Origin of the sequence: Streptomyces sp. NPDC101181 (assembly GCF_044767975.1) — a bacterium.
Lineage (GTDB): Bacteria > Actinomycetota > Actinomycetes > Streptomycetales > Streptomycetaceae > Streptomyces.
On record NZ_JBIWOX010000017.1, the window covers coordinates 115,329 to 137,247 of the forward strand.

Here is a 21,919-nt window from a genome sequence, read left to right on the forward strand (position 1 = left end):
GCATCACGTAAGGCATGGCAGATGTCGATGGCGCGACGGCACGGCCGTTCACGCTGGCGGGCGAGGTGCGCCGGCCGGTGACGCTGACGGTCACCGATCTGCGCGGGGGCTGGGAGCAGCACCGCGCCGAGGTGACCTTCGACTGCGCGTCCGACGGCCCGCAGCACCACACCTTCGAGGGGCCGCTGCTGCGGGAGGTCGTCGCGGACGCGGGCCCGGCGTTCGACGTGCACCGGCGGAAGGACCGGGCGCGCTTCCTGCTGGCGGTCACCGGCGGCGACGGGCACCACGCGGTGCTTTCCTGGGCGGAGATCGACGCCGACTTCGGCGGCGCGCCCGTCCTGCTCGCCACCACGATGGACGGCAGGCCTCTCGACCCCGAGGGCAGCCAGCTGGTGGTTCCGTGGGACCGGTGCGGGGCGCGGTACATCAGCGCGATCACCCGCGTGTGGGTGGGGCACGCCTCCTTCCCGTGCGGGGAGATGCCCGCAGCGATGCCCTCGGCGTCGTCGCCGGAGCCGACGTGGGCCGCATCCTCACCTCCGCCCTTCACGCCATCCTCGGTGCCGCCCCCGGTGTCGCAGCCTTCGGCGGTCCGGCCCTCGGCGGGGCAGCCCTCGGTGTCGCAGCCTTCGGCCGTGTGGCCCTCGGCGGGGCAGCCCTCGGCGGTGCGGCCCTCGGGTGTACGGCCCTCGGCGGGGCTTGCGGTGCTGCGGCCGATCCCGGATGGCGTCGAGGGCGTCGCCCCGTAGGCCTCTTCCGCCACGCCGACCACCCTCGGCACGAGGACCGATCTCGCCGCCTCGACCGGTCCCGCTCCCGCCATGTCGACCGGGCCTGGCACCCCGACCGGTTCCGTCGCGCGTTGAGCCGTCCGGCTGAACCTGCTGTCGCGCCCCGGTGCCGGACACCGGGCGTCCGCCGCCGCCAAGGGCCGCCCACACGCCGCTTTCCGCGTCCTCCGGCGCCTTCGCCGCATCCCCTCGGACACACAACACCCCCCTGAACTTGCCTACTCCGTCACGTCATTGAGGTTTATCTACGCGCGGAGCACGGCCTGCCGAACAATCCTTCGGGCATATCAGACGACTTCTCGCGTGAGCATGACCAGTGGGTGCCGCGAGCTGCTAGAAACTGGTTCGTTCCCTTCAACCCCCCACCCGTCCCCCACACTTCGAAGGGCTGGCAGCCATGTCAGTACGAAGGCTTCGGGCATCCCTCTCCACTCTGGCGCTCGCCGCCGTCGCCGCCCTCGGGATCGCCGGTCCGGCTTCTGCGGCGGGCTCCTCCGCTGCGGCCGACCCGTCCGCGGCGGGCGGCTACGTCGCCCTCGGCGATTCCTACTCCTCGGGCGTCGGCGCCGGGGACTACATCTCCGACAGCGGTGACTGCCGGCGCAGCACCAACGCCTATCCGCATCTCTGGGCGGCGGCGAACTCCCCCGCCTCGTTCGACTTCGTCGCCTGCTCCGGAGCGACGACCTCCTCGGTGGCGAGCAGTCAGCTGGGCGTGCTCAGCGCGTCGACGTCCCTGGTGAGCGTCACGGCCGGAGGCAATGACATCGGGTTCGCCGACGTCATGCAGGACTGCGTGCTGTCGAGCGAGGCCGTCTGCCTCGACAGCGTGGACGCCGCTGTCGGCCGGATGAACAACTCCCTTCCCGCGAACCTCGATTCCCTGTACGGCAGCATCCGCGACCGCGCCCCGCAGGCCCGTGTCGTGGTGCTCGGATACCCCCGCTTCTACCAGCTGTCGGGCAGCTGCATCGCCGGGCTGACCGAGACCGAGCGTGGCGCGATCAACAACGCGTCGGACGTGCTGAACGACGTTCTCGCCAAGCGGGCCGCCGACGCCGGGTTCACCTTCTCCAGCGTGGTGGACGAGTTCACCGGGCACGAGCTGTGCTCGGGAGACGCCTGGCTCCACAGCGTGACCGTGCCCGTCTACAACTCGTACCACCCCAAGGCGGCCGGGCAGTCGGGCGGCTATCTGCCCGCCTTCCGCGCAGCGGTCTAGCCGCCGAGCACGGCCACACATCAGAACACCTCGCGGCGGTTCACCGGGCGACCGGTGGGCCGCCGTCGGTGTCAGTAGCGCTCGACCAGATGCTCGCGCCCGGCGGGAGGCTCGTACGACTCGGGCCAGAAGTCCGTCACTCCGACGATCAGCCCCTGCTCGTCGAAGGTGAAGAAGTGGATGGCGTCCAGCTCCTGCGGCTCCTCCCCGGCCACGGTGACCTCCGTCCGGGCGGCCGCCTGGCGGCCCTCCGCGTCGGTGACGATCCGCTCCACCCGGACGTGCCAGTCACCCGGATACTCCTCGTTGAACCGGAGATACCGCTCCTTGCCGCGGATCCGCTCCCGGGTCTGCGGCAGCTCGTAAACCACCTCGTCGGCCAGGGTCGCGGCGAACGCGTCCCACTGCCGGTCCTCCGCCGCCGCCCAGTACCTCTCCACCGCCGCGCGCAACGCTGCCGTCGTCCCACCAGTCATGTCGCCCCCGCCTGTCATGTCGGTCATGGAATCGAGTGTGACCCCCACCACTGACAATCGGCCGGAAAAGCCCGGCGGCACCGGGCTGAGCTGCGGTTATCCCCGACGCCGCGCGGGACGCGACGCCTTGAGCGAGTACATCAGCGGAATACGCGGCCGGTCCGCCGGGAAGCGGTAGTGGCCGTCCGCGTGCCGCTCCAGCGTGCCGAACCGGGGGAAGAGCGAGGCGTCGTGCTCGTGGAGGAACTCGATCCGCAGCCCCGCCGCCGCGATGGCCGTCACCACCTGGCCCACCGGGTGCTGCCACTCGACGCTGCGGTTGTGCACCGTCGGCGCATCGAAGTCCGCGTACGTCCCCGGCGTCTCGTCCACCCAGGCGTCCCGGCTGAAGTAGTCGTCGGTGACCACGGACCCGGTCGCGTCGTCCAGCGCGTCGGTCAGCGGATGGAACTCCGCGAGGTAGAGGAACCCGCCCGGGGCCACCAGCGAGGCGGCGGTCTCCGCCCAGCGCACGATGTCCGGCAGCCAGTTCAGCGCGCCCACCCCGGTGTAGACGATGTCGTAGGCGGAGTCGGGAACGGCGGCCGCCGCGTCGTACACGTCGGCGGCGACGAACGCCGCCCGGTCCGGCCCCAGCCCCAGCTCCCGGGCCAGGCCGCGGGCGGTCTCGACGGCGGGCTCGGAGAAGTCGAGGCCCACGACCTGCGCCGCCCCGTGCCGCGCCCAGGACAGGGTGTCCAGCCCGATGTGGCACTGGAGGTGCAGCAGGGACCGGCCGGTGACGTCGCCGACCTCCGCGAGCTCGAAGGGCCGCAGCGCGTCCCTGCCCGCCCGGAACGCCGCCAGATCGTAGAAGTCGCTCGCCGCGTGGATCGGCACCCGCTCGTCCCAGCGGGCGCGGTTGGCTTCCTGCCAGTCGTCCGGTGTCGGGGAGTACATGCGCCCGAAGCTATCGGTGCTCCGGTCGGGCTGCGAGTGGTTATCCACAGGCTGGGGGCGGATCGGTGCGGGCTGGGGAAGGGCCGAGGGAGGTCCGGCGGAAGGTTGTCCACAGGCTTGCCCGGCGGAGCGGCCGATCGGGTTGGATGGAGGGCATGAGCGAATCACCGAACGTCCCGCCCCGCCCGGAGCAGCCCACCGCACCGGCCGAGCCGGATCACCGCACCACACCGGCCGGACCGGGGCACTCCACCACGCCGGAGTGGGAGCAGCGGTTCCGCGCGCCCCGGGTGTCCCTGCCCGACTGGGCCGAGGACGCACCCGACCGCTCGCTGTTCGTCTCCAACGCCACCGGCACCTACGAGCTGTACGCATGGGACCGGGCGACGGGCGGGCAGCGTCAGGTGACCGACCGGCCGAACGGCACGACCGACGGTGTGCTGACGCCCGACGGCGAGGCGATCTGGTGGTTCAGCGACACCGACGGGGACGAGTTCGGGGTGTGGATGCGGCAGCCGTTCGGCGGCGGGGAGGACGAGCCCGTCGCCCCGGGCCTCGCCCCCTCCTATCCGGCGGGCCTCGCCATCGGGCGCGACGGCACAGCGGTGATCGGCCGCTCGACCGACGAGGACGGCACGACGATCCACCTGGTGCGGAAGCCGGGCGGGACCGCGGGCACGGTCACGGAAGGCAGCACGGACGTGGGCGGGAGCGCGGGCACACAAGGCGGCGCGGGCGCGGTCACGGACGGCGGCGCGGACCCGGGCGGGAGCGCGGGCACACCGGGCAGCGTGGGCGCGGACGCGGGTGGAAGTGCCTCGGGGGGCGCGGGCACGGCCGTGGGAGGCGGGGAAGCCCCGGGCGGCGGCGGGGTGGCCGGGGAGGTCTGGGAGCCGGTGGAGATCTACCGCCACCGGGAGTCCGCCGGGGTCGGCGACCTCTCCTACGACGGGATGCTCATCGCGCTGGAGCACACCGAGCACGGCGACGCGATGCACTCGGCGCTGCGCGTGGTGCGCCCGGACGGCTCCGCGGTGGCCGAGCTGGACGACACCGACGGCGGCACGAAGGAGCTGGGGCTCACGGTGCTCGGGTTCGCGCCGGTCGCCGGGGACAGCCGGCTGCTCGTCGGGCACCAGCGCCGGGGCCGATGGGAGCCGATGATCTGGGACCCGGTCGCGGGCACCGAGACCGCCCTCCCCATCGACCTGCCGGGCGATGTGGACGCCGAGTGGTATCCGGACGGCTCCGCGCTGCTCATCGAGCACAGCTTCGAGGCCCGCAGCGAGCTGTGGCGTTACGAGCCGGGCGCCCCGGAGCCCGTGCGGGTGGAAACCCCCGCCGGGACGGTGTCGGGCGCCACGGCCCGCCCCGACGGCACCGTGGAGTATCTGTGGTCCTCGGCCGCGCAGCCTCCGGTGGTGCGGTCGACGAGCGGTGCGGTGGTGCTGGACCCGCCGGGAGCGAAGGCCCCGCCGTCGGTGCCCGTCGAGGACGCCTGGGTGGAGGGGCCGGGCGGCCTGATCCACGCCCTCGTGCAGCGGCCCGCCACCGGCGCGGGCCCCTTCCCCACGGTCTTCGAGATCCACGGCGGCCCGACCTGGCACGACAGCGACGCCTTCGCCTCCGGTCCGGCCGCCTGGCTGGACCACGGCTTCGCGGTCGTCCGGGTCAACTACCGGGGTTCCACCGGTTACGGCCGCGCCTGGACGGACGCGTTGAAGCACCGGGTCGGCCTGATCGAGCTGGAGGACATCGCGGCCGTGCGGGACTGGTCGGTGAAGTCCGGGCTCGCGGACCCCGGGCGGCTGATCCTGGCCGGTGGTTCGTGGGGCGGCTATCTGACCCTGCTCGGTCTCGGCACCCAGCCCGACGCGTGGGCGCTCGGCCTGGCGGCGGTGCCGGTCGCGGACTACATCACGGCGTACCACGACGAGATGGAGGCCCTGAAGGCGATGGACCGCACGCTGTTGGGCGGCACTCCGGAGGAGGTCCCCGAGCGCTTCGAGGCCTCGTCCCCGCTGACGTACGTCGACGCGGTGCGCGCCCCGGTCTACATCTCCGCCGGTGTCAACGACCCGCGCTGCCCCATCCGCCAGGTGGAGAACTACGTGGACCGCCTCGCCGCCCGCGGCGCGGTGCACGAGGTCTACCGGTACGACGCCGGACACGGCTCGCTCGTGGTGGAGGAACGCGTCAAGCAGGTGCGGCTGGAGCTGGAGTTCGCGCTGAAGCACCTGGGAGGGCCGGGAGGGGGTGACGTCCAGGGGGCGTGAGGGCGAGTACCGGAGCCGGTGCAGGAAGCGGTTGAGGAGGCGCGGAAACGTGGACCCCGCCCCAGGGCGGCGGAGCGGGGAACCGTACCGTGGAGGGGTGTACCGGTTCCTGCTGACCCCGCGGTGGTGGGGGATCAACCTCTTCGTCGTGCTGGCCATCCCCTTCTGCGTGTTCATGGGCACCTGGCAGCTAGGCCGCTTCGAGGACCGTGTGCAGTCGCACGAACAGGCGGAGAGGCAGCCCGATCCGAGCACCCGGGCCGCCGAACCGCTGGACGAGCTGCTGCCCGTCGACAAGGTGACGTCCGGCCGCCCGGCCGTCGTCACCGGGACGTACGGCGACCAGTTCCTCGTACCCGGGCGTGAGCTGGAGGACCGCGAGGGCTTCTACGTCCTGAACCTGCTGCGTACAGACAGCGGCAGGGCGCTGCCGGTGGTGCGGGGGTGGCTGCCCGGTTCCACGAGCGGCGTCCGGGTGCCCGCCGCGCCCGCGGGCGAGGTCACCGTGACCGGTGACCTCCAGGCGTCCGAGAACATCAACAGCGACGGCGTCAACGCGCGGGGCGGGCTGCCCTCCGGTCAGATCGGCATGATCAGCGCAGCGACCCTGGTGAACCTGGTCCCGTACGACGTCTACGACGCGTGGGTGACGCTTCCCGAGGGCGAGGCGGGCGGCGCCGGGGGCGCGGGCGGTTCGATGGAGCCGGTGCCCGCGGCCGCCCCGCAGGGCAGCGGGCTGGACCTCAAGGCCTTCCAGAACCTGGGCTACACGGGCGAGTGGTTCGTCTTCGCGGCCTTCGTGCTCTTCATGTGGTTCCGGCTCGTCCGCCGCGAGGCCGAGTCCGTCCGCGACGTAGCCCTCGGCCTCGTCCCGGAGACCACGGAGGGGGCCGAGGGAGCCGAGGGCACCGCGGAGACCACGGCGGGCGCCGGGGGGAAGGCTGCGAGCACCGCGGAGACCGCGGGCAGCGCGACCACCGCGGACCCGGCAGGTGCCCCCGACGGTACGGCCGCGAAGTCCCGGGAGACGACGGAGGCGTAAGACACCAGGCCCGGCCTCGGTGGCGGTGCGGACTTCGGCCACGGCATCGGCTTCGGGCTCGGTGGCGGCGCACACCGCGGTCTCGGTGACCGCATCGGCGCAGACCTCAGCTTCGGCGGCGGCATAGGCCCCGGTCCCGGCGTCGGTATCGGGATCGGTGGCGGTGCAGACTTCGGTCCCGGCATCGGCGTACGTCTTCGGCCGCGCTTCTTCGGATGGTCCGCCGCACCGGGCTCGTCCCCCGTGCCGCACCCTCCCCCCCCGGGGGCGGGAGGAGCGGCCGGGGCTCAGGAGGTGGCGAGGAGACCGGTGCGGTAGATCGTGCCGGAACAGGCGTTGGCGATCACGGTCTCCGCAGTGGGTGCGCCCGCCTCCGGGGTGTGCCTCACGGAGACGCTGCCCTCCGCCATGCCGCCACCGTCCTCCCGCAGGGACTGGGCGTCCGGGCCGGAGTGCCCGGCGTTCCCCTCGCCCCCCGTCCCGCCCGCACCGTCCGACGTCGGGGTGGGGCTCGGTGAGGGCCCCACGGTCGGGCAGGTGTCGGCGGGCACCCAGGCGAACTTCACCTCGTACGCCATGGACGGCTTCAGCAGCACCGAGCCGGGCTCCTGCGCGGGGTCGGGCAAGCCGGGGGCCGCGCCGCCGGCGGAGTGCTGGACCACGTTGATCTTGAGCGGGTCCGCCGCGCCGATGGCGGTGAAGCCGACGGTGCCGTTGCTGCTGACCGTACAGTCCTCGCCGGACACGTTGGCGATCTTGAAGCTGCCGTAGACAGTGCCGTCGGAGCCCGGGGCGTCGGCCCCCGCCGAGGCGACGCCGAGCTGGCCCGGGTCGCAGACGGGCACGGACGCGATTCCGGCGCGCGCGGTGTCGGACGCCTCGCCGCCGCCCGTCGCGGTGGCGTCCGGGTCGCTGCCCGGTCCCGCGGAGGGGCTGCGGGAGGGGTCCGGCTCGCCCTTGCCGCCCTCACTTTCGCGCTCCGAGGGCGCCACCGACGCCGCGTCGTGCTCCTCGGGGCTGGGCTCGTCCCCATTGCCGCCCTGCGCCTGCTCTCCGTGTCCGGCGATGGCGGGGCGCGCGTCGGAGGGCCCTTCGGAGGTGGCGACGTGGACGAAGGCCGGGACCGCGGTGCCGATCAGCAGAGCCGCCGCGGCCGCACCGACGACGGCCTGCCGCCGCTTGGCCCGGCGGGCGGGGACGGCCCGGTGCAGATGGTCGAGGGTCCCGTCGGAGGGCTCCAGCTGACGCACAGCCCCGTGCAGCATCCTGCGCAGGGCCACCTCGTCCAGCTCGGCGGGCCCCCCGGCCACGGGCCCCTCGGCGGGCCGGTCGGCCACGGGCCCCTCGTCCCCGAGCTCCCCGCGAGCGGGCCCATCGGAGTCGGTGGCGCCGCGCACTCCGGCGAAGAGGTCGGTCGGGCAGGGCACCGCGCCGCTCGCGGCGCCTGGCACGCCTTCAGCGTCCGCCTCGCTGGCGCCACCCACACCGCCGCCTTCGGCACCCCGGGCTTCCTCTGCGCCCTCGGCCGACGCGCCGCTCCCGGCGCCTGGCACGCCTTCAGCGCCCGCCTCGCTGGCGCCGCCCCCACCGCCGCCTTCAGCGCCCGCCTCGTCCGCGCTGCTCTCGGCGGCCGTCAGGTTCTCGGCGTCCGGGTGGGCGTGGTCGCCCTGGCCGGGCTTCGCGCTGTCGTCGTGCGAGCGTTCCGGATCGGCGTGCGGAGTCTTCTCCGGCCCGTCGTTCACCATTCCGTTTCCCGTCGGGTCGTTCTCGTGCCTGTGCTGCTCGTCCCGGCGCTCGGGCCCGCTCATGTCTGGGCCTCCATCACGACGCGCAGCGCCGCGATGCCCCGGGAACCGTACGCCTTGACCGACCCCAGGGAGATACCGAGCGTCTCGGCGACCTGGGCCTCCGTCATGTCCGCGAAGTAGCGCAGGACCAGCACCTCGCGCTGCCTCCGCTGGAGCCCCTTCATGGCCTTGATCAGGGCGTCCCGCTCCAGCTGGTCGTACGCGCCCTCCTCCGCGCTCGCCATGTCCGGCATCGGCTTGGAGAGCAGCTTCAGCCCGAGGATGCGGCGGCGCAGCGCGGAGCGCGAGAGGTTGACGACGGTCTGCCGGAGGTAGGCCAGGGTCTTCTCGGGCTCACGGACCCGGTTGCGCGCGGAGTGCACCCGGATGAACGCCTCCTGCACCACGTCCTCGCAGGACGCGGTGTCGTCCAGCAGCAGGGCCGCGAGGCCGAGGAGGGAGCGGTAGTGGGCGCGGTAGGTCTCGGTGAGGTGGTCGACCGTGGTTCCAGCTGCCACCGTCTCCTCAGCACCCCCGCGCTGCATGGGCAACTGCGCCGGGCGGGCGGCGGGCATGGGCGCGATCACCGGCATACCGCCGGGCGCGCGGGGCCGCCGGAGCGGACGCACGGACGCGCCTCGCAACGGACCCACCACAGTGATGTCGAGAACCTCTGCCACGCCTGTTGGACACGCCGCCCCCCGTCAGGGTTGTACGCGGACCGCGTCACGTTCAGCGCTGTGCGACATGCCCTCATACCTACCCGCTCTTCCCCGAATGCCCCGTGGTCGCGTCCCGCCGCGCAAGAAGTGACGGCATAGACGCAGCCCGGCCGAGATGCGGTTGCAGGAGGCCGGGAGATCATCGTCGGATACGACGACGGCCCAGCTCAAGAGGTACAGACCAGCAAATTGCTCATAGGGCGTTCACAGATTCTACAAATGAGGTTCGATCAGGCCCGGGGAAATTCGGCGGCGACGGACTCCGCGATCTGCGCCACGTTCAAAGCGGCACCTTTTCGGAGGTTGTCCCCGCACAGGAACATGTCCAGTGCGTGCGGGTCGTCCATCGAGCGCCGGACCCGGCCGACCCAGGTGGGGTCGGTGCCCACCACGTCGGACGGGGTCGGGAAGTCCCCGGACGCCGGGCTGTCGAACAGCACCACGCCGGGCGCGGTCGCCAGGATCTCGTGGGCCTTGTCGACGGCGACCTCGTTCTCGAAGCGCGCGTGGACGGACATCGAGTGCGTGGCGACGACGGGGACGTAGACGCAGGTCGCGGTGGTCTTCAGATCCGGCAGGCCGAGCACCTTGCGGCACTCCTCGCGGAGGGCGATCTCCTCGGAGGACCAGCCGCCCCCGGCGTCCGTACCGGCCCACGGCACGACGTTCAGGGCGACGGGCGCGGCGAACGGGCTGTCGGCGGTGGCGGCCTCGGCGCCCAGGGCGCGGCGTACGTCGCCGGGCTGGGTGCCCAGCTCCGTACCGGCCACCAGAGCGAGCTGTCCGCGCAGGGCGGCGACGCCGTCCCGGCCCGCGCCGCTGACCGCCTGGTAGGAGGAGACGATCAGCTCGCGGAGGCCGAACTCGGCGTGCAGCGCGCCGACCGCGACGATCAGCGACAGCGTGGTGCAGTTCGGGGACGCGACGATGCCGCGCGGCCTGAGCCGTGCGGCATGGGGGTTGATCTCCGGGACGACCAGCGGCACGTCGTCGTCGAGCCGGAAGGCGGCGGAGTCGTCGATGACGACGGCGCCCTTGGCCGCGGCGATCGGGGCCCAGCGGGCGGACACCTCGTCCGGGACCAGGAAGAGTGCCACGTCGACGCCGTCGAACACGTCCTCGGCGAGCGCGAGGACCTCGCTCTCCTCACCGCGCACGACCAGCTTGCGGCCGGCCGAGCGCGGTGAGGCGACGAGTCGGACCTCACCCCAGACGTCCGCGTGCTGCGAGAGGATCCGGAGCATGACACCGCCGATCGCCCCGGTCGCACCGACGACCGCGAGCGAGGGGCGGTGTTGCGTCATCGGCCGGTGCCTCCGTAGACGACGGCCTCGTCGGAGTCGCTGTCGAGCCCGAAGGCGGTGTGCACGGCGCGCACGGCCTCGTTGACGTCGTCGGCACGGGTGACCACCGAGATGCGGATCTCGGATGTCGAGATCAGCTCGATGTTGACGCCCGCGTCGGACAGCGCCTCGAAGAAGCCCGCCGTGACGCCCGGGTTGGTCTTCATACCCGCGCCGACCAGGGAGATCTTGGCGATCTGGTCGTCGTAGCGCAGCGAGTCGAAGCCGATGGAGTCCTTGGTCCGTTCCAGGGCGTCGATGGCCTTGCGGCCCTCGGCCTTGGGGAGGGTGAAGGAGATGTCCGTCAGGCCGGTCGACGCGGCGGAGACGTTCTGCACCACCATGTCGATGTTGACCTCGGCGTCCGCGATGGCACGGAAGATCGTGGCCGCCTCGCCCGGCTTGTCCGGGACGCCGACGACGGTGACCTTGGCCTCCGAGACGTCGTGGGCGACTCCGGAGATGATCGCGTGCTCCACCTTCTGGTCCCCTTGCGGTTCGTTGCTGACCCAGGTCCCGCGCAGTCCGGAGAAGGACGAGCGGACGTGGATCGGGATGTTGTAACGGCGGGCGTACTCGACGCAGCGGTGCAGCAGCACCTTGGAGCCGGAAGCGGCCAGCTCCAGCATGTCCTCGAAGGAGATCCAGTCGATCTTCTTCGCCTTCTTCACGACCCGGGGGTCCGCGGTGAAGACGCCGTCGACGTCGGTGTAGATCTCGCAGACCTCGGCGTCCAGCGCGGCGGCCAGCGCGACGGCGGTCGTGTCCGACCCGCCGCGGCCGAGGGTGGTGATGTTCTTGCCCTCCTGGCTCACGCCCTGGAACCCGGCGACGATGGCGATGTTGCCCTCGTCGATCGAGGTCCGGATGCGGCCCGGGGTGACGTCGATGATGCGCGCTTTGTTGTGGACCGAGTCGGTGATGACACCGGCCTGGCTGCCCGTGAACGACTGGGCCTCGTGGCCCAGGTTCTTGATCGCCATTGCCAGCAGGGCCATGGAGATCCGCTCGCCCGCGGTCAGCAGCATGTCGAATTCCCGGCCGGTGGGCATCGGGGACACCTGCTCGGCGAGATCTATCAACTCGTCCGTCGTGTCGCCCATCGCGGACACCACGACAACCACCTGGTTGCCGTTCCTCTTGGCGTCGACGACTCGCTTGGCGACCCGCTTGATGCCCTCGGCATCGGCTACGGAGGAGCCTCCGTACTTCTGCACGACAAGGCCCACGTGCGCTCCTCGCTCAGTCATTAATGCGGTCGGCTCAGTTTAACGAGCAGCCCGGAATCGACCCGTCCTTACCAGATGGTGAGATGTCCCGCTCAGCACCTGGTACGGCGTGTCGCCCCGAACCGCTCGTACGGGGCTGCTGCCCAGCCCGGATACGGAGCACTCCCGTTTGTGTCCCAGCCCACACGATCGGGCGCGGATCGGCCAGCGGGGGCGGTCAGGCGGCGTACCCGGACCGCTCGCCGCACGGCCCGCGTACGGCTTCGGTCCCGGCCGCGCACGGCTTCGGTACGGCCGCGTGCGGCGTCAGCCCGGCCGCGTACGGCTTCGCCTGGCCACGTACGGCGTGAGTCCGCCGCGTACGGCCTCAGGCCGCTTACGGCTCCGCTCCGGGTCGGCGTCAGTCCGCGTACTCCTTGAGCTTGTCGGTGTCGAGCGGGAAGCCGACCGGCTCGGGCAGTTCGACGACCGCGCCGAAGGGCCGGGGTCATGGCGTCGCCTCCTCGCCTCCATGGCGCCGCGACCGGCATCTCCCGTACGCTCATCGGCGCGGCCTCGGGGCCGGGAGCACCGGGCGGGCGGTGGCCGAGCGGAGTTCGGCCACGCGGGCGGCGACGTCGACACCGCCGCGCGGCCGGGCCAGGAAGGTGTCCGGTACGTCACCGGTCAGACCGGCCGCCTCGTCGCGGGCGATGTCGGCGCGGCAGTCGCGGCAGACGCCGTGGTCCAGCGTGGTCGTCGTCTCGTCCTCGTCGCAGAAGAGGCACATCATCACGGCGCCCACGATCTGCTCGCCCGGGTGGTCCTTCTCCGGGTGGGGCGCGGGGGTCGGCGGCATCTTGGTCTCCAGTCGTTTACGGAGGAGGGGTCGGGCGGAATGCACGGACTCCGGCAGGCCCGAGGTCAGGGCCCGGATCATCTGTTCGCGGCCGACGCCGCGCGCCAGCCACTCCCCGGCCAGGTGTTCCAGCTCCGCGCACTCGCTCTCGGAGAGCTGGAGCCGGGGCTCGCGGCGGCCGAGCCCGGCGAGGACGGCGTACGCATCCGAGCGCGAGGCACGTACACCGGGCTCCGGCGCACTCCCAGCGGCCGACGCACCGGCGGCGGAGGCACGAGGTGCACCGGAGACACCGGGCGCACCGGAGGCACCGGGCGCACCGGTGGCAGAGGCGGCGGCACCGGGCACGTCGGTGGCGGCAGGGGCGGGAGCCGGGGGCTGTCCCGGCGCGTCCAGGCCCCGGACGAACCGCACATGGGCGGCCCACCAGTCGGCGTCGCGGGCGGTGCGGGAGAAGTACGTGCGCGTCACCCAGCGCATCTGGCCGTCGGCCACGGTGACATGGACCTTGATGCGGCGCAGGTGCCCGGCCCGGGTCAGCCGGTCCAGCGCACTGCGGCACGCCTGCTGACCGTAGTCCGGCAGCTCTTCGGCGAGCACCTTGTAGCCGATCGCCGCGCCTTCGGGGAGCCGGTCGAGGTACGCGGCGATGGCCGCCTCACGCGGTTCCAGACCGGCGAAGTCGGTGGCGCGCGGCGGCGCCTGGTCGGGAGCGTCACGCTTTCCGTACCCGGCTTTCGCCATGGGGTGGGCGGGAGCGCGCAGGGCAGCACTATGGTGGGCAGCAGCCATGGGGATCGTTTCTTTCTTAGGGGTGCGATCTCTGACGGTCAGACCCCGGTCGGTGTTGTGAGCACCACCGGGGTTGTCCGTTTTACGAGTAGTGGGGTTGCTGATCGTGAACCTAGAGCGTGCCTACGCTCCGGCGCAACCCGGTCACTAAACGTCACCCCTGGTCGAACTCGCGCAGCACACAGCGCAGTTCGGAACCTGACCCGGCAGACACCGGGAGACGGCGGACGACAGCGGCAAGGGAGGGTGGGTGGGTTGAACCCCACCACCCATTCCTTCATAAGAGGGCTCGGAGCCCGCAGCCCGGAGCTCGCGCCTCGGGGCCCGGGGCACGGGACTCGGGGCTTGAGCCTCGGGCGCACCTGCGAAAACCGCGGACGGGCCTGGCGGTTCACCGCCAGGCCCGTCCGGTCGTTCATCCGTGGTGTCAGCCCTCACGCGCGAACGCGAGGGCAAGAAGCTTTACGCAGGCTCCACTTCACCGTCCTGCGCAGGCCCTACTTCACCGGGCGCAGGCCCAGCGGTCCGGCGATCTCCTGAAGCATCACACGGCCCGCCTCCTCGGCGAGGTCGTCCTCGCCCGGGTCCTGGTCGGTGTCCAGGCCGTCCAACTCGGCCAGGGGCTGGCCGAGGCGGATGTGGGCGACCAACGACTGGAGGGCGCGCAGAGCCGCGGAGGCGGTGGAGCCCCAGTTGGAGAAGTACGAGAACTGCCACCACCACAGCGCCTCGGCCGTGCGGTCGGCCTCGTAGTGCGCCAGGCCGTGGGAGAGGTCGGTGACCAGGTCGGCCAGGTCGTCGGAGATCCGGTGCGGGACGGGGGCCTTGCGGGGCTCGTACGGGTCGAACACCTCGGAGTAGACGTCGATCGGCTCCAGGAGCGCCGCGAAACGCTCGCGCAGCCGGTCCGCGTCCGGTTCCGGGCCCAGGTCCGGCTCGTAGCGCTCGTCCGGCACGACGTCCTCGTAGGCGCCGAGGCGGCCACCCGCGAGCAGCAGCTGCGAAACCTGGAGGAGCAGGACCGGAACGGCCTCCTCCGGCTCCTCGACCTTGGAGACCTCGGTGACCGCGACGATGAACGTCTTGATCTGGTCCGCGATCTGGACGGCGAAGTCGCCCGGGTCCTGCGTGACGGAGTTCAGCGTGGCGTCAGACATCGAAGGGCCCTTCCGTGGGCGCGGTCACAGACGGTGGAGCGGACGGCAGGGGATGCGAGGGCCGGGAGTGCGCGAGCCGGGAACGGTACGGGTAGGGGTGCACGACCCAAGTGGCCATGGTGAGCGTGAAGGCCGAAGTCGCCGTGGAGGCTGTGGAGGCCGAAGTCGCCGTGATGGCCGAAGTGGCCATGGTGAGCGTGGAGGCCGAAGTCGCCGTGGTCGTCTCAGACATCCAGCAGTCGCCTCCCCTCGAACGCGCGGCCCAGGGTGACCTCGTCGGCGTACTCCAGATCGCCGCCGACCGGCAGACCACTGGCCAGCCGGGTCACCTTCAGGCCCATCGGCTTGACCATCCGCGCCAGGTACGTCGCGGTGGCCTCGCCCTCCAGGTTGGGGTCGGTCGCGAGGATCAGCTCCGTGATCGAACCGTCCGCGAGGCGGGCCAGCAGCTCACGGATGCGCAGATCGTCCGGGCCGACGCCCTCGATGGGGCTGATCGCCCCGCCCAGCACGTGGTAGCGGCCCCGGAACTCCCGCGTCCGCTCGATCGCCACGACGTCCTTGGGCTCCTCGACGACGCAGATGACGCTCTCGTCGCGGCGCGGGTCCCGGCAGATCCCGCACTGCTCCTGCTGTGCGACATTGCCGCACACGGCGCAGAACCGGACCTTGTCCTTCACCTCCAGCAGGGCGTGCGCGAGCCGGCGGACGTCGGTGGGCTCGGCCTGGAGGATGTGAAAGGCGATCCGCTGCGCGCTCTTGGGACCGACGCCGGGCAGCCTGCCCAGTTCGTCGATGAGGTCCTGAACAACGCCTTCGTACAACGGAACGCCTCTCTTCGCTTCCTGCTCCGTACCGTAGTGGGTACGGGTCGGTACCAGTAGGCCGGTCAGCCGGTCAGATTCAGAGCCGAACGGTCAGCCGGCCAGCCGGTGGCCGCTCGGCCGGTCGACTCAGAACGGCAGGCCGGTCGGCTCAGAACGGCAGGCCGGGGATGCCGCCACCGCCGCCCAGGCCCTGGGCCAGCGGGCCGAGCTTCTCCTGCTGGAGCGCCTGCGCGTTCTCGTTGGCCGCCTGGACGGCCGCGACGACGAGATCGGCGAGCGTCTCGGTGTCCTCCGGGTCCACCGCCTTCGGGTCGATCACCAGGGCCCGCAGCTCGCCGGAGCCGGTCACGGTGGCCTTCACCAGACCGCCGCCCGCCTGTCCGTCGACCTCGGTCCTCGCCAGCTCCTCCTGAGCCGTGGCGAGATCCTGCTGCATCTTCTGGGCCTGCTGGAGCAACTGCTGCATGTTGGGCTGGCCACCACCGGGAATCACGGTCACTCCTGGCATTTTCGACGACAAATGTTTCGGTATGCCGAGCCTACGTGCTCCCCGGTCGCCGCGCTCCACCCGCCGGCGGCCAACTCTTTCGGGTGAGATTCCGGAACCGCCGTGAGGGCTCCTATACCTGACCAGCGGCCCTGCCCAGGGGGAAAACCCGAGATTTCGGCTCCACAGCCCACCATTCGGCGGTAGGAAAGGGCATGCGCATCGACACACGAGCGTACACATTCCGTGACGCAGGGTGATGCCATGGGAGCCGTCCCGTCCGTCAGAGTGCAGAGGAGTGCCCCGGTGAGTCAGCCGGAGATGCAGCCCGAGGGGCCGCCCCGCAAGGAGTCCGACGCGGGATCCGGTGAGAACGGAGCAGACGGCTCCGCAACCGGGGCCGAGAACGGGACCGGGGCAGGGACCGGGGCCGGGGCTGCGGACGGCGTTACGGGCCGTGCCGCGGGCCGCACCGGCGGGCGGGACCTGACCGGGCGCCCCTTTCCCCTCGGGGACTGGGGCGAGCACGCCGAGCGGCTGGACGAGCTGTACCGCTGGGTCGAGGCCGGGGCCCTGGACACGGCCGACTGGTATCTCCTGGACCGGGTCCGGAAGCGCCGGGGGGCTCGGGCCCTGCGGCTGGGCGCGGCCCTCGGGCTGATCGCCGGGGCGGCCCTCCCGCTGCTCGACCTGACCGGTGCGCTGAGCGGCTCGGCCGGGTGGGGCTATCTCTCCCTGCTGCTCGGCGCCGCCTGCATGGCCTGCGACCGGCACTTCGGCCTCACCTCGGGCTGGATGAGGAACCTCGCCACGGCCCAGGCCGTACACCGGCGGCTCCAGGTGCTCCAGTTCGACTGGGCGTCGGAGTGCGTACGGGAGACGCTCGGGCCGACGGAGGGCACGGCCAGTGAGGCGTCGGAGCGGTGCCTGGGGGTGCTGCGGAGGTTCTCCGAGGACGTCACCGACCTGGTGCGGTCGGAGACGGCGGACTGGATGGTGGAGTTCCGGGCCGGGCCCGCACCGATGGGCGTGCAGGCACTTGCGGCCGGGAGCATCGGGGGGCGGTCGGAGCCGGGGGCCGCGGCGGGGCGGTTCTCGATGCCGCCGGTGGCGACCCGGCCGAACATGCCTCGGCAGCGGCCGCCGGAGCCGGGGGCGCGGTGAGGTTTCCGGGGCGGCGCCCCCGTAGTCCCTGGGGGCGCCGCCCCGGCGCCCCGCCGCCCCGGCGCCCGGTCCTCAAGCGCCGGACAGGCTTGATGTGACCCTCCCGGCCCGCGGAGCGCCCGGCTGGCTTCCGGTACCCGGGCCGCGGGTCCCCGGCGGGAGGGGCCCTGATGGGAGGGGCCCGGCGGGAGAGACCCTGGCGGGAGGGGCCCCTGATGGGAGGGGTCAGCTGATGGGAGCGGTCAGCTGAAGACGATCATCGAGCCCTGCGCCAGGCTGCGGGTCGCCGCCGCGTGGAGGCCGAGCCAGACGTGGCGTTCGCGGGCGAAGGGGCTGTCGTCGTGGGGGGCGGGGTGCGCCGGTTCCTCCAGGGCCGTGGGGCCCGCGGGCGGTTGCGGGGCGGCCGGGGGGTTGGCCGGGTCGATACCGAGGGCCGGGGCGACGAACTCCAGCTCCCGCAGCAGCCCGTGCGCGGAGCCCAGCGGACCGCCGCCCGCCAGGAGGGCGTCGTCGGAGAGGGGCGCCGGGAAGTCCACCGGGACGTACGCCCCGGCGTGGTCGTAGTGCCAGACCAGGTGCGACTGCTGCGCCCCCTGCTCGAACATCTCCAGCAACTGCTCGTACTCCCCGTCCAGTCCCGCGGCCGGGGTGACGGCGAGGCCGCTCAGCTGGAGCAGGTAGGCGCGGCGCAGGAAGTGCAGGGCGTCGTAGTCGAAGCCCGCCACGGGGGCGACGTCTCCGCTGAGGCCCGGCATGTACGCGTAGACGGGGACGGGCGGCAGCCCCGCGTCGTCCAACGCCTTGTCGTAGACGGCGATCTCTTCGGCGAACGGATTGTCGGCGCTGTGGCACAGCACGTCGACGAGGGGGACCAGCCACAGGTCACAGGCCACGAAGTCTCGCTCTCCAACGGGTTCGGGCGATCGTCGGGACAGCGTAATGCGGGGCGAATGCGGGGGGAACCTCGCGCACAGCGCCCGGGTCCGGAGGTCACGCGCCGCGCGCCCGGTGACGCGAAGAGTTGCGCGCGCCCGCCCCGCCTCCTGCGGATGCGAACCCTGCGGATGCGAACCCTGTGGGTGCGGAGAGTTACGCGCGGCCCGTGTTCTCCCGGGCCTCCAGGCGGTCGGCCCAGAAGAGCGCGTGTTCGTAGTAGGAGTGCAGGGTGGCGTGGACCTGCTCGTGGTCGCCCCGGGCGATGGCCTCGACCAGTTCCTCGTGTCCGCCCCAGAGCACGCTCGGGTCCAGCGCGTCGCCGCTCTGCGCGCGCAGCCGGTGTACGGCGAACATCCAGGCCTGGACGCGGAGTCGGGCGAGGAAGTCGGCGATGTAGGGGTTGAGCACGAACTGGCCCAGCTCGCGCCAGAACCGCAGGTCGTACCCGATCAGCACGTCCAGGTCGCCGCTCCTCGCCGCGCGGACCGCCTCCGCCGCCCGCCGCCGGACCGAGGCGAGGCCCTCGGGGCGGACCGCGACCCGGTTGGCGGAATCGCGGAAGAGGCCCTCGACGACGAGGCCCCGGGCCTCGGCCATCGCGCGGTAGTCGGCGATGCTGAACTCGCGGACCTGGAAGCCGCGGTGCTGATCCGAGGAGAGGAGGCCCTGCGCGGAGAGGTCGAAGAGGGCTTCGCGCACGGGCGTCGCGGAGACCCCGTACTGTTCGGCGATCTGCTTGACCGTGAACTCCCGGCCCGGTGGCAGACGCCCGGCGAGCACCTCGTCACGCAGCGCGTCGGCGATCTGCTGGCGCAGGGTACTGCGGGTCACACCTCCGCTCGGGCTCATGCCGGTGCCTCTCGTCCGTCGCCGCGCACCCCGTCCGCCGAGTGTTTCCGGCCAGGGTCACCTGTACAGCTCGGGTCACCTTAAGCCAGGGCCGCGGCCGTGCCCGTTTCCGGGCACGGCGGCGGGGTGCGGAGGGCGCGCGCCGGGAGCGTACCGGCTACACCGTGTACTCGTCGGCCGCGGAGAGCGCGATGTCCAGCGCCGCGAGGCCCTCCTTGGCCTCGGCCTCGGAGATGGTGCAGGCGGGCACGGCGTGGGTCCGGTTCATGTTGATGAACGGCCACAGCCCCTGCTTCTTCGCCGCCGCGCCGAAGGCGGCCATGGGGGCGTTGGCCTCGCCCGAGGCGTTGTACGGGACGAGCGGCTCGCGCGTCTCGCGGTCGCGGACCAGCTCCAGGGCCCAGAAGGCGCCGAGGCCGCGGACCTCGCCCACGGAGGGGTGGCGTTCGGCGAGGTCGCGCAGGCCGGGGCCGAGTACGGTCTCGCCGATCCGGGCCGCGTGCTCGACGACCTTCTCGTCCTCCATCACGCCGATGGTGGCGACGGCGGCGGCGCAGGCCAGCGGGTGCCCGGAGTAGGTGAGGCCGCCGGGGTACGGGCGGGTCGCGAAGGTCTCCGCGATCTCGGCGCTGATCGCGACGCCGCCGAGCGGTACGTACCCGGAGTTGACGCCCTTCGCGAAGGTCAGCAGGTCCGGTACGACGTCGAAGTGGTCGGCGGCGAACCAGGCGCCGGTACGGCCGAACCCGGCCATCACCTCGTCGAGGACGAAGACGATCCCGTACCGGTCGCAGATCTCGCGGACGCCCGCCAGATAACCGGGCGGCGGGGTCATGATGCCCGCGGTGCCCGGGATCGTCTCCAGGATGACCGCGGCGATGCTGGACGGTCCCTCGAAGGCGATCGTGTCTTCCAGGTGCTGGAGCGCGCGGGCGCACTCCTCGGCCTCGGTCCCGGCGTAGAACGGCGAGCGGTAGAGGAACGGCGCCCAGAAGCGGACGACGCCGGCCGAGCCGTTGTCGGAGGGCCAGCGGCGCGGGTCACCGGTCAGGTTGATCGCGGTGGAGGTGGCCCCGTGGTACGAGCGGTAGGCGGAGAGCACCTTCGGGCGGCCGGTGTGCAGCCGGGCCATCCGGATGGCGTTCTCGACGGCCTCGGCCCCGCCGTTGGTGAAGAAGATCTTGTCCAGGTCGCCCGGCGTGCGCTCGGCGATGAGGCGTGCGGCCTCGGAGCGCGACTCGATCGCGAACGCGGGCGCGAAGGTGGCGAGCTTGCCCGCCTGTTCCTGGATCGCGGCGACCACGGTGGGGTGCTGGTAGCCGATGTTGGTGTAGACGAGCCCGCTGCTGAAGTCGAGGTAGCGGTTGCCGTCGTAGTCCCAGAAGCAGGACCCCTCGGCGCCGGCGACGGCGAGCGGGTCGATGAGGCCCTGGGCGGACCAGGAGTGGAACACGTGCGCGCGGTCCGCGGCCTTCACGGCCGCACCGGCTGCGGGGTCGGCGTACGGGGCATGAGGGGCATGAGGGGTCATGTGGTGAGCGTAGGCGCTGGTGGGGGCGGCCTCCATGGCCATCTTGTATGGCGTGGGGCGCGCGGATCGGCAGGGTGTCGGGGACCTGGCCGCCCACCACACCCTCATTGACAGCAAGCTGCCATGACGACAGCATACTGACATCGAACCGAGGAGACCATCGTGACCAGCAGGACCGTCCATCTCGCCGTGTACGACACGTTCGCCGACTGGGAGACGGGCTACACCACCGCCCATCTCGCGCAGAACGGCTACACCGTGCGGACCGTGGGACTCTCCCTGGAGCCGGTGACGACCATGGGCGGCCTGCGCGTCCAGCCGGACCTGGCCCTGGACGAACTGCGGCCGCAGGACAGCGCGTTGCTGATCCTGACCGGGGCGACCGCCTGGGACACCGGGGGCACGCTGGCCCCGTTCGCGCGGTCGGCCCACGCCTTCCTGGGCGCCGACGTGCCGGTCGCGGCGATCTGCGGGGCGACGGCCGGACTGGCCCGCGAGGGGCTGCTGGACGACCGGGCGCACACGAGCGCGGTCTCGTTCTACCTCGCGGCGACGGGGTACGGCGGTGGCGCGCGGTACGTGGCGGCGGACGCGGTGACGGACGGCGGGCTGGTCACGGCCGGGCCGACGGAGCCGGTGGCGTTCGCCCGCGAGGTGTTCAGGCTGCTGGGGGTGTACGGGCCGAAGAAGCTGGACGCGTGGTACCGGCTGTTCCACGACTCGGACGCCAGCGCCTACGAGGTGCTGGCGGGCGAGGACACGGAGGGCCCCGAAGAGGAGCGCACCCAGGAGACCGGAGACAGGGGCGCGGGCGCGTGAGCGAGGCGCGTGACCAGCAGGACCTGCTGAGCCGGACCGCGCTCACGGTGTTCCGGCTGAACGGACAGTTCCTGTCGGTGGCCGACGAGTTGGCCCGTCCGGGCGGTCTCACGGCGGCGTGGTGGCAGGTGCTGGGGGCGGTACTGCCGGAGCCGCTGCCGGTCGCGGGGATCGCGCGGGAGATGGGCATCACCCGGCAGAGCGTGCAGCGGATCGCGGACCTGTTGGTGGAGCGGGGCCTCGCGGAGTACGCGGAGAACCCGGCCCACCGCCGCGCGAAGCTGTTGCGGGTGACGGACGCGGGCCGGGACGCGGTGTCCCGCATCGACCCGGGCCACGCGGAGTTCGCCGCGCGGCTGGCGGGCGAGCTGGGAGCGGAGGACTTCGCGCGGGTGACGGCGGCCTTGGAGCGGCTGTCGACGGCCCTGGACACCCTGGACGCGGGAGGGAGGAGGGCGGGAGCCCGGAGCGCCTGACCGCGGGGGCGTCGGTCCGCGGGGAGGCGTCGGCCCCGCTGGAGGCCTCGGTCCACGGGGGCGAGGGTACGGGCATCCCCGCCCCCGCGGACCGGCACCCGGCCCCCGCTCCGTGGACCGGGACCTGCCCCCCCGCGGACCGGGCCCGCGGCACCCGCTGCCGACCGCCACCGGCCCCGGACGCCCTCCGGCTACGGGTACGGCCCGAACGGT

At 72.6% G+C, this 21,919-nt stretch carries 19 protein-coding genes and 1 pseudogene; 7 read left to right on the forward strand and 13 right to left on the reverse strand.

Annotated elements, in window-relative coordinates; translation table 11 throughout:
• Nucleotides 1-14: 14 nt before the first annotated feature.
• Nucleotides 15-458, forward strand: a pseudogene (locus ACIRRU_RS23610) (molybdopterin-dependent oxidoreductase); the annotation flags it as partial.
• A 733-nt stretch (nt 459-1,191) separates the two neighbouring features.
• Nucleotides 1,192-2,016 (forward strand): SGNH/GDSL hydrolase family protein, encoded by an 825-nt coding sequence (locus ACIRRU_RS23615; protein ID WP_403683601.1) that lies wholly within the window; start codon nt 1,192-1,194, stop codon nt 2,014-2,016.
• 71 nt (nt 2,017-2,087) lie between these two features.
• Here ACIRRU_RS23615 and ACIRRU_RS23620 read toward each other — a convergent pair whose 3' ends face one another.
• Nucleotides 2,088-2,510 carry a nuclear transport factor 2 family protein gene (locus tag ACIRRU_RS23620; protein WP_403683694.1) on the reverse strand — a complete coding sequence of 141 codons (423 nt, stop codon included), beginning with the start codon at nt 2,508-2,510 and terminating at the stop codon, nt 2,088-2,090.
• Between the two features lie 78 nt (nt 2,511-2,588).
• Nucleotides 2,589-3,431 carry a class I SAM-dependent methyltransferase gene (locus ACIRRU_RS23625; protein ID WP_403683603.1) on the reverse strand — a complete coding sequence of 281 codons (843 nt, stop codon included), beginning with the start codon at nt 3,429-3,431 and terminating at the stop codon, nt 2,589-2,591.
• Nucleotides 3,432-3,577: 146 nt separating this feature from the next.
• Here ACIRRU_RS23625 and ACIRRU_RS23630 point away from each other — a divergent pair, with 146 nt between their 5' ends.
• Nucleotides 3,578-5,707, forward strand: coding sequence for a S9 family peptidase (locus ACIRRU_RS23630; protein WP_403683605.1), 2,130 nt, complete (start codon nt 3,578-3,580; stop codon nt 5,705-5,707).
• 97 nt (nt 5,708-5,804) lie between these two features.
• Entirely contained in the window at nt 5,805-6,749 is a 945-nt protein-coding gene (locus tag ACIRRU_RS23635) for an SURF1 family protein (protein ID WP_403683606.1), read from the forward strand.
• A gap of 287 nt (nt 6,750-7,036) precedes the next feature.
• Here the strand turns inward: ACIRRU_RS23635 and ACIRRU_RS23640 are convergent, their stop codons facing one another.
• From ACIRRU_RS23640 to ACIRRU_RS23675, 8 genes are all read right to left on the reverse strand, one after another.
• Complete coding sequence (locus tag ACIRRU_RS23640; RefSeq protein ID WP_403683608.1) at nt 7,037-8,557, reverse strand: hypothetical protein; 1,521 nt, start codon at nt 8,555-8,557, stop codon at nt 7,037-7,039.
• Nucleotides 8,554-9,216 (reverse strand): SigE family RNA polymerase sigma factor, encoded by a 663-nt coding sequence (locus tag ACIRRU_RS23645; RefSeq protein ID WP_403683610.1) that lies wholly within the window; start codon nt 9,214-9,216, stop codon nt 8,554-8,556. Before ACIRRU_RS23645 ends, ACIRRU_RS23640 begins: the two co-directional genes overlap by 4 nt.
• 272 nt (nt 9,217-9,488) lie before the next feature.
• Nucleotides 9,489-10,562 (reverse strand): aspartate-semialdehyde dehydrogenase, encoded by a 1,074-nt coding sequence (locus ACIRRU_RS23650; protein ID WP_403683612.1) that lies wholly within the window; start codon nt 10,560-10,562, stop codon nt 9,489-9,491.
• Nucleotides 10,559-11,830 (reverse strand): aspartate kinase, encoded by a 1,272-nt coding sequence (locus ACIRRU_RS23655; protein ID WP_363201913.1) that lies wholly within the window; start codon nt 11,828-11,830, stop codon nt 10,559-10,561. Before ACIRRU_RS23655 ends, ACIRRU_RS23650 begins: the two co-directional genes overlap by 4 nt.
• A gap of 541 nt (nt 11,831-12,371) precedes the next feature.
• Nucleotides 12,372-13,460 (reverse strand): hypothetical protein, encoded by a 1,089-nt coding sequence (locus ACIRRU_RS23660; RefSeq protein ID WP_403683614.1) that lies wholly within the window; start codon nt 13,458-13,460, stop codon nt 12,372-12,374.
• Between the two features lie 497 nt (nt 13,461-13,957).
• Nucleotides 13,958-14,617, reverse strand: coding sequence for a DUF5063 domain-containing protein (locus ACIRRU_RS23665; protein WP_363201911.1), 660 nt, complete (start codon nt 14,615-14,617; stop codon nt 13,958-13,960).
• 224 nt (nt 14,618-14,841) lie between these two features.
• Nucleotides 14,842-15,441: a recombination mediator RecR gene (recR, locus tag ACIRRU_RS23670; RefSeq protein ID WP_363202092.1), complete on the reverse strand. Its 600-nt coding sequence runs from the start codon at nt 15,439-15,441 to the stop codon at nt 14,842-14,844.
• 151 nt (nt 15,442-15,592) lie between these two features.
• Nucleotides 15,593-15,937: a YbaB/EbfC family nucleoid-associated protein gene (locus ACIRRU_RS23675; protein ID WP_097868468.1), complete on the reverse strand. Its 345-nt coding sequence runs from the start codon at nt 15,935-15,937 to the stop codon at nt 15,593-15,595.
• A 300-nt stretch (nt 15,938-16,237) separates the two neighbouring features.
• On the opposite strand from ACIRRU_RS23675, the gene ACIRRU_RS23680 reads away from it, so the two are divergent.
• Nucleotides 16,238-17,095 (forward strand): SLATT domain-containing protein, encoded by an 858-nt coding sequence (locus ACIRRU_RS23680; RefSeq protein ID WP_403683617.1) that lies wholly within the window; start codon nt 16,238-16,240, stop codon nt 17,093-17,095.
• 242 nt (nt 17,096-17,337) lie between these two features.
• Here ACIRRU_RS23680 and ACIRRU_RS23685 read toward each other — a convergent pair whose 3' ends face one another.
• The 3 genes from ACIRRU_RS23685 to ACIRRU_RS23695 form a co-directional block, all read right to left on the reverse strand.
• A complete protein-coding gene (locus ACIRRU_RS23685; RefSeq protein WP_403683619.1) occupies nt 17,338-17,988 on the reverse strand; it encodes a hypothetical protein in 651 nt (216 codons plus the stop codon).
• A gap of 196 nt (nt 17,989-18,184) precedes the next feature.
• Nucleotides 18,185-18,880, reverse strand: a complete 696-nt coding sequence (locus ACIRRU_RS23690; RefSeq protein WP_403683621.1) for a GntR family transcriptional regulator — start codon at nt 18,878-18,880, stop codon at nt 18,185-18,187.
• 157 nt (nt 18,881-19,037) lie between these two features.
• On the reverse strand, nt 19,038-20,411 hold the full coding sequence (locus ACIRRU_RS23695; RefSeq protein WP_403683623.1) for an aspartate aminotransferase family protein: 1,374 nt from the start codon (nt 20,409-20,411) through the stop codon (nt 19,038-19,040).
• Between the two features lie 162 nt (nt 20,412-20,573).
• On the opposite strand from ACIRRU_RS23695, the gene ACIRRU_RS23700 reads away from it, so the two are divergent.
• Together ACIRRU_RS23700 and ACIRRU_RS23705 are read left to right on the forward strand one after the other, a co-directional pair.
• Nucleotides 20,574-21,230: a type 1 glutamine amidotransferase family protein gene (locus ACIRRU_RS23700; RefSeq protein WP_403683625.1), complete on the forward strand. Its 657-nt coding sequence runs from the start codon at nt 20,574-20,576 to the stop codon at nt 21,228-21,230.
• Nucleotides 21,227-21,706 (forward strand): MarR family winged helix-turn-helix transcriptional regulator, encoded by a 480-nt coding sequence (locus tag ACIRRU_RS23705; protein ID WP_403683627.1) that lies wholly within the window; start codon nt 21,227-21,229, stop codon nt 21,704-21,706. Before ACIRRU_RS23700 ends, ACIRRU_RS23705 begins: the two co-directional genes overlap by 4 nt.
• Nucleotides 21,707-21,919 lie beyond the last annotated feature (213 nt).